This is a genomic window from Hymenobacter sp., from assembly GCF_036387835.1.
GTDB lineage: Bacteria > Bacteroidota > Bacteroidia > Cytophagales > Hymenobacteraceae > Hymenobacter.
The window spans coordinates 67,236-79,026 of sequence record NZ_DASVSY010000010.1; the positions used below are offsets into that span (position 1 = coordinate 67,236).

Here is an 11,791-nt window from a genome sequence, read left to right on the forward strand (position 1 = left end):
TAGACTTGTCGGCTCGAATCCGTTCTATCTTTGCACCCTATGCTCCGCAACCCGCTTACCTGGCTTCTGCTGCTGATTGCCTCCACTGCCCTCGCCGCCTGCTGCGGTTCCGTTCCCTGCGACTGCCGGGACGAATTGGATGACGCTCTGATTTTCCAGTTCAATCTCGATGCTTCCACGCCCACCTCCCCGGGCTTCAATGTCAGTGAGCTCGGAACGGTATATATCCGGCGCGTGCCGCTCGATACGGCGCAACGCCCCCGTGCCGACACGGTAGCTATAACAGGAGGCCGCCGCGACTATGTGCAAACGGTGCTCATCAATAACAACACGCCCTTTCCTCAAAGCAGCTCTCGCAAGCTCAACGGATACAGGTACAAGATTTACGTAGGCACTCGCAAAGCGCCTACTGATACCTTTTCGATTACGAACGTGGTGCTGAATGATACCACTGAAGCTGATGGCTGCTGCTCCTGCAATGCGAACGTCAGGAAAAATCTTCGGGTTAACGGACAATTCTTTGACTTAGCGGATCCTAGTGGGAATGACCGGCCCGACACCGTGCTGCTTAATCGGAAAAGGTAACGCCGGCAACACGTCCACGAAGAGGAGGAGCTGCGTATAAAACGATGACCCAATAGGGAGCCGCAATGATTTGGCTACCTTCGGTGTTGTTGCTTTTCCTATGCTACCCGAACCTACACTTACCCGCACGACTCTCTCGGCGTTTCCCTTTAAATCGACGCTCAGCTTCGAGCCGATTATTGCGTACTGGCAGGCCCACGAGGAGGATAAGAATCCGGGCCTGGCCATGCTGGCGCGCGCCATCGGCGAAAAGGTAGTCGAGCAGACTTGGGTCCGTGGACCTATCACCGACATGGCGGTGCTGGAATGCAACTGCGACTTAGTGGAGACCCTAATGCTGGCCATGTTCCCGCCGGCTTCTTTTCATACGGATATCAGTGGAGCTATTGCGCCCTTTCAGCGCTATAGCTTCTACCATACGCCGCGCTTTGCCGATGTGCTCCTGACGTCAGCCAAAACCATCAAGCAGCCGCTTAATATCGACAACCGGGTTTTGGAAGTTCATTCGACCCGGATGGCTTACCAACTGATACTTGACCAGGTATATGGGGTTCAAATGCCCCAATATGGCACTATCACCTTCACGGTTCCCGACTACAGCATCGGGCTTTACCGGCATTACGGCGTCGATTTTAATACCACCTTCCTGCGGGTTCAGGTAGTAGGTGGGCCCAAGCCTGAGCTTACTTCCGAGGAAATAGAGCGTCTGACCCGCAACCCGCACCGCATTGACATCTGGCAGGAACTACTGCCCGTGGACCGTTTCGAGCTGGAAGGCTTCCACATTCTGCACCTGGTGGACGTAACCGATCAGGAAATTTTGTCGGAGCTGAAGTACGATCTGCTGGAGCGCGACGTGCTGCAAGCCTCCGACCGACTAGAGCAGATTCAGGAAAAGCTGCGGGTGCTGTTTGGCCGGCCTTTTTTGCAGCTCGGCATTGCGGCCTACGACGAAAAGAAGCAAGCCTTCGTGGACTTCGGCCGCAAAATCAACCACAGCTTTCTTACCAAGCAACTCCACAGCCAGGATGCGGGCTCCGGCTTCCGCCAGATTTACCGCGAGCTGTGGCAGAACCGCCAGCCGCTGGTACTCGAAAACGTGGAAACGGCCGACATTCCCGAAGACCTGCGCCAACAAATTCTCAGCCTCGGCATCCGCTCGGCTATCTTGGCCTTGCTGCCTTACGGCGATGATACGGTAGGCTTATTGGAGCTAGGCTCGCCGAATATTGGCGACCTGGACGAGTTTGACGTGGAAACGGTGGCGCAGTTCGTTCCGCTGTTTGCCGTGGCTGTGAAGCGCAATGCCGAGGAAATCCACACCCGCGTGCAAGCCATCATCAAGGAGAAATTCACGGCCATTCACCCCACCATGGAATGGCGCTTCACCGATGCGGCCCAAAACCTGCTGCAGAAGCAGGAAGACGGCAACCGCAATGCTGAAATGGAAGACATTGTTTTCCATGACGTGTTCCCGCTGCACGGCTCCTCCGACATCAGGGGCAGCAGCACGGCCCGCAACGAAGCCGTACAGGGCGACTTGATTGAGCACCTCACGTTGGCCAATAAAGTGCTGAAGAAAGCCGCCGAGTTTCAGGCGCTGCCTATTCTCGACGAGCTAAAGTTCTACGTCAACAAGAACCTGCGCCGTTTGCGCCAAGGCATTGTGTCGGGCGACGAGGTAAGCATCTTCGAGTCGTTGAAAACAGAGGTAGAGCCGCTGTTCGAGTATCTAGGACAGAATTCGCCGGCGTTGCAGCCAGTTATCAGCCAATATTGGTCGAACATCGACCCCGAGCTAGGCATCGTGTACAAGCGCCGCAAGGCCTTCGAACAGAGCACTACCATGCTCAACGACGCCGTGAGCGACTACCTGGACGAGGAAGAGGACAAGGCACAGCTGATGTTCCCGCACTACTTCCAGCGCTTCAAAACCGATGGCGTGGAGTACAACATCTATGTGGGCGCCTCCCTGGTGGAAAACAAGCCATTCGACATGGTTTTTCTGAAAAACCTACGCCTGTGGCAACTCTTGGTAATGATAGAAATTACGCGCCGCACTGCTGCCCTCAAGCCGCAGTTGCCGGTGCCGCTCGATACCACGCAGCTCATTCTCGTGCACAGCCAGTCGTTGAGTATTCGTTTCCGGCAAGATGAGCGCCAGTTCGACGTAGACGGTGCTTACAACATCCGCTACGAAATCATCAAGAAGCGCATCGACAAGGCCACCGTACAAGGCACCGGCGAACGGCTCACGCAGCCCGGCCATATTGCCCTGGTGTACACTCAGCAGCGCGAAAGCGAAGAGTACTGCGAATACTTGGACTACCTCCAAGACCGCGGCCTGCTCGAACCCGAAGTAGAGGAACTAGAGCTAGAAGAACTCCAAGGCGTCAAAGGCCTGCTAGCACTTCGAGTGAAGGTGAGGTTGAATTAAGAATTAGCCGTTCAAGCTTCTTGAAGCTGTTTAAACTAACGGTTATCTTAATTTATAACTCCTAAGTTTTAATTGATTCAACGCGGCGCGCAGCAGAATCAGCCACAGCAGGCCAGCCGCAAAACCGGCCACTACATCGGTGGGGTAGTGCACGTGCAAGTAAACACGGGTGAGGCCGATGAGCAACGCCCACAGCACCAGTAGGGTCGCCCAAACCGGGTGGCTACGGTGTTGCCACAGCAGCCACGCTAGGCAGCCGTAGAGCGCCATGCCAATCATGGCGTGGCCGCTTGGAAAGCTAAGGCCCGGCTGCAAGATGAGCGCCGACGAGGGCCGCAGGCGGTGATAATGCGTTTTGAGCAACTGATTGAACAGCGAAGAGCCGGCCACCGCCAGAAACAACTCCAGCGCCTCGTGCCGGTGCCCCCGCCAGCGTAACCAAAGCGGCCCTAAAATGCCCGCCAGCACCAGAAAGCGCGCCGAAGCGAAAAACGTAATGAACTCCGCCACCGGTGTCAGCCAGGGCCGCGGAGCGCGCAACGTATCCATCAGCCGAAAGCCCCAATCATCGAACTGCGCGGAATGAGCCACGAATACCACCCGCGTGAGGTAGAAGAACAGCAGCAGTGAGGCCACAAACACGCCTCCTACTACCAACACTTCCAACGTCAGAAAACTGAACAGGGCAACAAGGCGGGCAGTGAGTGATTTCCTCATTTAATCACGGATTGGGTCGGATTAACCGAATGAGTCGGATTTTGTGGGCGATTACCTCCAGGTTTCGGTGAAACAACCTTGCTGACTTGCAACGCTTATTTCCTTGAAGTACTGTTGGAGTTGGCAGGCGTAATCTTGCTCTGGCATCTTTAAATCGTTTAAGATGTAAGAGTTTAACTTCAGCAGCTTCTCAAAAGAAGAACTTGTAGCTAAGTTAATTGTCCACAAAATCTACTTATTTGGTTAATCCGACCCAATCCGTGATTAAACGCAAAAAGCCGGTCCATAACTGGACCGGCTTTCGGTGTGCGCTCGGGGAGACTCGAACTCCCACACCTTGCGGAACTGCCGCCTGAAGACAGCGCGTCTACCAATTTCGCCACAAGCGCAGAAGTAGTCACCAAACCACAATATTCCCGTTCGGAGTGTCATTTGGTTCTGCAAAGATAAGCGCATTTTTTGGGGACGGGCAAATTCCGCCGCAAAAAAACGACATATTTCACCGCCAGAATCTACGTTCAGGCTCTATTCAGACTGTTTTCCAGTTGATTGCGCTTTCATTTTCACCGGTCTCCTTACTCTGGTTTCCACTTGTTTCAGTAGCGGAATAGCCACTAACAGCCACACCAGCCCGGCCGTGAAACCAGCCAGCACGTCGGTGGCATAGTGCACGCGCAGGTAGACTCGGGTAAGTCCAATAAGGGCCACCAGCAGTACCAGCCCCGCCATCGACAGCCAGCGCCACCCCTTATTCCGGACGTTGATGTAAATGAGATAAATCAGCAAGCCGTAGAAGGAAGCGGAAATCATGGCGTGCCCGCTCGGAAAGCTCAGCCCCGACGCCGATACCAGAGGCAGCAAGGGCCGGGGCCGTTGGTAGAACTGCTTGAGCACCAGATTTAGGGTGATGCTACCCAGCGCCACCACCGGCACCAGCAGGGAGTTCCAGCGGTGCCGCCGTACCAGCAGAAACCAGTTGATAAGCAGGAAGGCGGCCCCGGTAATAAAGTTGCGCGAGGCCAAAAACGTAACGGCCTCCACCCACTGCTGCCGGGGTCCCAACACCTGCCGCGTCCAGCGGAAAGCGGCGGCATCGAAAGTGGCCGCGTCCTGATCGAACACCTCCCGGCTCAGGGCCAGAAACCCAACCACCCCCGCAATGCCAAGCACCAGCGTGATGGTGAATTCGGTGAGGAAAAGGGTAACTATAGTCAGCAAGCGGCGCCAGGTGTTCGTCATACCAGAAAGAATGTAGCACAAGCTCCAACTTGTGCCCTCAGTCACATTAGTTTCGCTCGTTAGAGAGGTGTTGACTGGCCTACGCAACACCAGTTCCTGCGCAAGCCAATTACAGATTGCAGCAACTCGACACTGCAATTTGTACACAAGATCAAGAACAGCCGAAGTTGGTTATCTGTCCCTGTTCTACGTAATACGGCACAAGCTAAAGCTTATGCTACATTCCCTCCCCGACGCCGGCTTCGACCGGGTAGCTGCCTTCTATGACCCCTTGAGCCGGCTCGTGTATGGTCAGTCCTTGCTTCAAGCACAGCAGCACGCGCTGGCAGTGGGCCTGCCACCCGGCGCGCCGCACCTGCTCGTGATTGGGGGCGGCACGGGGGCAGTGCTGCTGGAAATACTACGTCTGCGACCTCAGGCCACTATTCTGTATCTGGAAGCCTCTCCCCTAATGCAGACGAAAGCCCGGGCGCTGCTGCACCGCCAGCAACCGGCGGCAGTACCACAGGTGGTGTTTCAAGTTGGCACCGAAGCCAGCTTGACGAGCCCGGCCGCTTTCGATGGCATCATCACTTTCTTCTTTCTCGACCTGTTCGACCCGCTGCGGCTGCGGCAGGTAGTAATGCAACTCAACGCAGTCCGCAAACCTTCGGCGCCCTGGCTATTTGCCGATTTCGTACCGCCTCAGACGTGGTGGCAGCGGGGGCTTCTGGCAATCATGTACCAGTTTTTCCGGCTTACTACGGGCATCAGCGGGCAGAAGCTACCGCCTATTCAGGTGGAGCTGGCGCGGCTAGGGCTACACGCAGAGCAGCAGAAGCGGTTTTTCAAAGGAATGGTGGAAGCATCAGTGTGGAAGTAGCGGCTTATCAACACTTCCCTAGCAGCACGCTGTTTGATATCGGCAACGTCGGCTACCTTTAGCGTGTCCTTGTTTCTCTGCTCTCCTTTGTTTGATGATTCGAAAAACTGCTACCGCTTTTCTGCTGGCGCTGCCGCTGGCTTTCAGTGAACCTGTAGCCGCGCAGGCGCCCGTCACTTACACCGTTGCTTTTCCGAATGCCGTGCACCACGAGGCACGCATTACGGTCACGTTTGCGCAGTTGCCCGCCGGGCCCTTACAGGTACGAATGGCCCGTTCGTCGCCGGGGCGTTATGCGTTGCATGAATTCGCGAAGAACGTGTACGACGTAAAAGCCACCGACTCGAAAGGCAAAGCACTGAACATCAGCCGCCCCGACCCCTACGGATGGGAGGTGGGAGGCCACGATGGTACCGTAACGTTCAGCTACACCTTGTTCGGCGACCGGACCGATGGCACCTACGCGGGTATTGATATTCGGCATGCCCACCTCAACATTCCGGCCACGCTGGCCTATGCCCGCGGCCTGGAACAGCGCCCGGCCGAGGTGAAGTTTGAGTTGCCTACAGGCTGGCAAGTAGCTTCGCAGCTGCGGCCCGATGCCACCAAAGGCACCTGGTACGCCCCTCATCTGCAATACCTCATGGATTCGCCCACCTCGCTTGGCCCGCAGAAAACGCGCACCTGGCAAGAACAAGGCCGCACCATTGAAATGCAGGTGCTACACGAAGGCACCGACGCCGAGCTCGACAGCTACGTGGCGCAAACCAAAAGAGTGGTGAAGGAAGCTGCCGCCGTGTTCGGGGAGCTGCCGGAGTACGACTTCGGACGCTACACCTTCGTGGCCAACTACCTACCCCAAACCAGCGGCGACGGGATGGAGCATCGCAACTCCACCTCCCTCACCAGCAACCGTCCCCTGCGCGGCCCCGGCGCCCTCGACAACCTCGGCACCGTGTCGCACGAGTTTTTCCATAGTTGGAACGTGGAGCGCATCCGTCCCAAAGACCTAGAGCCGTTCGACTTCGAGCGGGCCAACATGAGCAGCGGCTTATGGTTTGCCGAAGGCTTCACGCAGTATTACGGCGAGCTGTTGCTGCGTCGCGCCGGCGTTTACACCGATCAGCAGTACTGCGAAGAAGCCCTGAACGGTCTGATTAACTCGATTTTGCTTTCGCCGGGAGCGGCCCTGTACTCGCCGGTGCAGATGAGCCAGCAAGCGCCTTTCGTGGACGCTGCCGCCGCCATCGACCCCAACAACCGCTCGAACACCTACCTCAGCTACTACTACATTGGTGGGGCCAACGCCCTGGCGCTGGACCTTGAGCTACGCCAGAACCACAAAACCACCCTCGACGCCTTCATGCGGGCGGTGTGGCAGCAGCACGGCAAGCCGCAGCGCAACTACGCGCCCGAGCGCCCCTACACCCTCCCCGATTTGCAGCGGGTGCTCGGCGAAGTCAGCAAGGACACGGCCTTTGCCGGACGTTTTTTCCGGGAGCACATCTATGGCCACGAGCTACCCAAGTTCGAGCAGCTGCTGGCCCCGGCGGGTTTGCAGCTCCGCAAGGCCAAAGCCGGCCAAGCTAGCCTTGGCCTCATGCGCCTCCAGTTCCTGCCCGATAGCAGTGGGGCCGCGCTGCCCGGCACGTCTACCGTCGGGAGCCCGCTCTATGTGGCGGGTATCGACCGGGAAGATGTGCTGCTCAAACTGGATGGCCAGCCGTTGAAGCGAGCCAAGGTGCTGCAACAGCTCCTGGCCCAACACAAGCCCGGCGACGTGGTGCCGCTGGAAGTCCGCGCCCGAGACGGTGTACGGACTGTGCAGGTCAAGTTACAAGAAGATCCTGTGCTGGAAGTGGTTCCCCTACCGACAGCCACCCGTCAGCAATTGGCGTTCCGGAAGGCTTGGCTGAGTGGCAAGGCAAAGTAATTGTCATTCCGACGCAGGAGGAATCTGAGTTATTCCGTTTAAGACTTCGCTCAGATTCCTCCTGCGTCGGAATGACAGTCTTTTAATCTGCTTCTAACATGCCTGCCCCACCCCTCGACCGTCGTTTATGGCTCCTGTATGCCATCATTCTGGTCGATATAATTGCGGGAGCCGCCATTGGACCGGTGATGCCGGAGTTTGTGCGGGGCCTGCCGGAACCACAGCTGTGGCTACTAGTTGGGATGGGAATATTTTTGGGTGTGCAGCTATTTTCGGCGCCGCTGCTTGGGCGGCTGAGTGACGGATACGGGCGGCGGCCCATCTTTATCGTTTCGGCGGTGGGTACGCTGCTGGCCAATGTGCTGCTGCTACCGGTGCGGGCGGGGCTGTACTTCGTGAACCGCGCTTCCGATGGGGTTACCAACGGCATGTACGCTGCTGCGCGCTCGGCCATCACCGATATTTCAACACCCGAGCGGCTGTTCAAGAACCTCGGTCTGGAGGGCGCTATTATCTCGCTCGGCTTTGTGCTAGGGCCTATGGCAGCCGGAATATTGCTTAGCACCTTGCACGTGCCACCCGCCCAGCAGGCCGCCTACGTAGTGCGACTGGCAGTAGTGCTGGCGGTTCTCAACATCGGGCTGAGCTTGTTGCTGCGCGAAACCCACCAGCACCGCAACGGCGTACGGGGCAGCGAGCTAGTGGCCGAGCTAGGCCGTTCTGTGAACCCGCTTACCCTCTGGACGCGGCTGCAAGTGAAAGACGCCAGCAACCCTGGCGTCCGCCGGATTGTGCTTACCCAAGTGGCCCTCACGCTTAGCACCGGCTACTACGTATACTTCGTGCCGTACATGAGCTTGGGTGAGCTGCATATGGATGCTCGCACTATCTCCTACTTCTTCATGTTTTTCGGGGCTCTCAGCATCGTGCTGAACTACGGCTTTTACACCTACCTCGCTGACCGTATAAACCAACGCCGCGCCATTGTGCTACTGGCTCTGCTAGGTACGCCCGTACTGGCCGGCTACGGGCTAACGGGCTCTTCACGTGAAGCTTTTGTGGTATTGGTTGTGTTCGACTGCCTTACGCTGTCCTTGATTCAGGGCTTGCTGGAAGGACTGCTGGCCCGCCGCACCACCGAGGCCGACCGAGGCGAGATTTTTGGGCTAAACCAAGCGTTCCAGGGCCTAGCTAGCTTCGGGTCCACCTTGGTGTGCGGGCTGCTGTCAGTACTAGATTTGCGGCTGCCATGGGCGTGGTTTGCGCTGTGTTTGGCATTAGTGGCGGTGCTGGCCTGGCGGAATAAATAGCACTATAGTTCTAAAATGACTTGCCAGTAAAAGTGCACTAAGCTTCACTTGCGGTTGCTGGAATACTGTATATTTGACGAGCTTATTTAAGGCCGCTCACTATTCTGTTCTGCTTACCTTCAGTTGTTGGGTCTTACCTGTTGGATGCCTTGTCCTTCTCGTTTGAAATTTTACCGATCTGCTGGAAGGAGCATTCCGTGAAGCGCTTCCCAAATCGCACCAAACAAATCTTTCTACTTTATAATATATCATGGAAATCTTCGGCAACATTGCCAAAGCTGCGAAAGACTTCTTTGTGGAAGGCGACGACGCTCCTGGCACTCCCGTCACTGGCCAACCTCAGCCAGCTGGTCAACCCCCTTTTGTATTTCCGCAAGGCCAGCAACCGGCTTTCAACGTTGCCGTCACGCAACCTGAGCAGCGCCACCTCGACCATATTGCCAGCTTATTGGCCGGCGACGGCAAGGACTTCGCGGCTTACATGAAAATGGTGAAAAGCATGGCCGCTGCTGGTATGTCGGGCCCGTTGCTTTACCAAACGGCTTTCAACGCCTTTGCAGCTATTAACGGCACTACCGTACCAGGTTTGCTGGCGTCGGCTAGCAAGTTTGAAACTGTGCTTGAGTCAGACCGCAACAAAGTGGTGGAGCGCCATCGCGAAAAGGTAGGTGAAATCAAGGTTAGCAATGCCGCGCCGAGCACGTTGATGCAGCTAAGCGGGCAAGAGCAAAAGCTAGCTCTCGAAATCGCAGATCTGACCAAGCAACTGCAAGCCAAGCAGCAGCAACTGATCCAAACCCAACAGCAGTTGGCCGAAGAGCAACAGAAAGCGCAGTTAGCGCTGGCCAGCTATGAAGCAGCCAGCACCTCCGCACTAGCTGAATTGCAGGCGCACCGCAAAGCTGCCGAAACATTCCTTTCGTCTGGTGGCACTGCTGCCCCCGCTAAGTAACTCTATGACCAATCTTCTACCTCCTCCTCCCGCTCCTGGCGACAGTTTACCTCCTTGGCAGAAGCCGGAAAAAGTAGCTGGCTGGTTTTTCGTGGCGTTGCTGGCTGGAGCTGGCGTGTATTACTGGGGCAAAATCCTGCCGTATCTAATTGATATTGTATTTGATACTGTGAAGCTCGGTATTGGGCTTGGGTTGTTATTTGTGCTGTTTTTGCTAGCCACCAACAAGCGGGTGCAAGCAGGTCTATGGTATCTGGGCCAGCGGATTTTTCGAACGGCAGCGGGCATCTTCGTCAATACCGACCCCATCGGTATCATGGAAGACTACATCCGCAATACTGAAAAAGAAGCCCAAAACATGGAGAGCGAGGTGGGCCACATTGAAGGTGCCAAGGAATTGGTACAGCGCAAGATGGACGCCAACCGCCAGCAAATGCAGGAATACCTGGCTTTGGCCGACTCTGCGTTGCGCCAAGGCGAGAAAGATTCGGCCGACAGCTACGCCTCACGTGCTGCGCAGCTTGAAGACTACAACCGCCGTTTAACGCCCATGGCTACCACCACGGCCAACGTAAGCTTGGTGATGCGCCAGATCCTGAAAGCCGCCCTGCGCCAAATCGATAACAGCAAGTTTAAAGTAGGCCTGCTGAAAGACGAGTACACGCTAGTCAAGCGCACTAGCTCCGGCATGCGAGCTGCCATGAACATTCTGCGCGGCGACCCCGACAAGAAGTACTTCTTCGACCTCGCCACCGACCGGGTAGCCCAGGACATGGCCGCCCAGCTCGGCCAGATCAAGCAGGCCATGCGCTACTCACAGGAGTTCGTGAAGGAAATGGACATCCAGAACGGCGTGATGAGCGAGAAAGGCCAGCGTCTGCTCGAGAAATACCAAAAAGGCGAGTTTAGTGCTTTGCTGGAGCAGGAACCTCAAGTACGCATGACCACTACGCAAACCCGTGTGGCAACGAATGACGCCTACGACAAGCTGCTGGATTAACCACATAACCTCTCTGGCAAGAGAGCTGAATCCTACTAACTTTTATACTTCTTCTCCCTTCAAATGACTACACGCGGTAAAGTCGTCATCGGCTTACTTATCATCCTAGCCCTGTATTTCGGTATCAATAAATTGGTTTCGAGTGGGCTGCTATTCAAAAAGGCTGCCACCGAATCGGTGCTGCTCAACTCGATTGAACTACCTACTTCCACGGCTTCATCCCGCACCAACATTGCCGTGCCACTGGCGCAATTACCCGGCACCACGCCCGCCGAGAAGGGCACGCCCATTACGTGGGAAGTAATGGCCTGGAACTCCCAAATGGCGGGGATGCTGGCCAACGGCGGCCCCCGCACCACCCAGGGCTCGGCCATGGCCGCCAACGGTGTGGATATGCAGATTGTGCGCCAAGACGATGTGGCCAAAATGCAAGCTGACTTGGTGAAGAATGCCACTGATTTAGCGAGCAATCCTGAAACCCCTGGCCTGCTAGTGAGCATCATGGGCGACGGATTGCCCGGCTTCTCGGCCGTACAGGAGCAGCTCAAGAAAGCCGGCACGCAGCTCCAGATTATTCCTTACTCAGTGGGCAAATCCTTTGGCGAAGACAAGCTGATGGGCCCGAAAGAGTGGCTCGACAACCCCAAGCTGGCCGTGGGCAAAACCATTGCCTGCTACCTGCGCGACGGTGACCAGAACATTGCCCTGAAATGGTGCGCCGACAACGGCCTCAAAGTCAACCCCGACGAAACCACT

At 56.4% G+C, this 11,791-nt stretch carries 10 protein-coding genes and 1 tRNA gene; 8 read left to right on the top strand and 3 right to left on the bottom strand.

Annotated features, from left to right (window positions below; all coding sequences use genetic code 11):
• Nucleotides 1-39: 39 nt before the first annotated feature.
• Entirely contained in the window at nucleotides 40-585 is a 546-nt protein-coding gene (locus VF639_RS02175) for a hypothetical protein (protein ID WP_331144238.1), read from the top strand.
• A 100-nt stretch (nucleotides 586-685) separates the two neighbouring features.
• The gene (locus VF639_RS02180) at nucleotides 686-3,022 is read left to right on the top strand and encodes a GAF domain-containing protein (protein WP_331144239.1); all 2,337 of its coding nucleotides are present in this window, start codon (nucleotides 686-688) and stop codon (nucleotides 3,020-3,022) included.
• A 42-nt stretch (nucleotides 3,023-3,064) separates the two neighbouring features.
• Here VF639_RS02180 and VF639_RS02185 read toward each other — a convergent pair whose 3' ends face one another.
• From VF639_RS02185 to VF639_RS02195, 3 genes are all read right to left on the bottom strand, one after another.
• Nucleotides 3,065-3,739: a phosphatase PAP2 family protein gene (locus VF639_RS02185; protein WP_331144240.1), complete on the bottom strand. Its 675-nt coding sequence runs from the start codon at nucleotides 3,737-3,739 to the stop codon at nucleotides 3,065-3,067.
• Nucleotides 3,740-4,046: 307 nt separating this feature from the next.
• Nucleotides 4,047-4,128, bottom strand: a tRNA-Leu gene (locus VF639_RS02190).
• A gap of 136 nt (nucleotides 4,129-4,264) precedes the next feature.
• Nucleotides 4,265-4,978, bottom strand: coding sequence for a phosphatase PAP2 family protein (locus VF639_RS02195; protein WP_331144241.1), 714 nt, complete (start codon nucleotides 4,976-4,978; stop codon nucleotides 4,265-4,267).
• 214 nt (nucleotides 4,979-5,192) lie between these two features.
• On the opposite strand from VF639_RS02195, the gene VF639_RS02200 reads away from it, so the two are divergent.
• From VF639_RS02200 to VF639_RS02225, 6 genes are all read left to right on the top strand, one after another.
• The gene (locus VF639_RS02200; RefSeq protein ID WP_331144242.1) at nucleotides 5,193-5,840 is read left to right on the top strand and encodes a class I SAM-dependent methyltransferase; all 648 of its coding nucleotides are present in this window, start codon (nucleotides 5,193-5,195) and stop codon (nucleotides 5,838-5,840) included.
• 94 nt (nucleotides 5,841-5,934) lie between these two features.
• Nucleotides 5,935-7,773 (top strand): M61 family metallopeptidase, encoded by a 1,839-nt coding sequence (locus VF639_RS02205; RefSeq protein WP_331144243.1) that lies wholly within the window; start codon nucleotides 5,935-5,937, stop codon nucleotides 7,771-7,773.
• Nucleotides 7,774-7,871: 98 nt separating this feature from the next.
• Complete coding sequence (locus tag VF639_RS02210) at nucleotides 7,872-9,083, top strand: MFS transporter (protein WP_331144244.1); 1,212 nt, start codon at nucleotides 7,872-7,874, stop codon at nucleotides 9,081-9,083.
• A 250-nt stretch (nucleotides 9,084-9,333) separates the two neighbouring features.
• A complete protein-coding gene (locus tag VF639_RS02215; protein WP_331144245.1) occupies nucleotides 9,334-10,035 on the top strand; it encodes a hypothetical protein in 702 nt (233 codons plus the stop codon).
• Nucleotides 10,036-10,039: 4 nt separating this feature from the next.
• Nucleotides 10,040-11,035, top strand: a complete 996-nt coding sequence (locus VF639_RS02220) for a PspA/IM30 family protein (RefSeq protein ID WP_331144246.1) — start codon at nucleotides 10,040-10,042, stop codon at nucleotides 11,033-11,035.
• A 63-nt stretch (nucleotides 11,036-11,098) separates the two neighbouring features.
• Nucleotides 11,099-11,791 (top strand): hypothetical protein (locus VF639_RS02225; protein ID WP_331144247.1); only part of this gene is annotated, 693 nt, incomplete at its 3' end.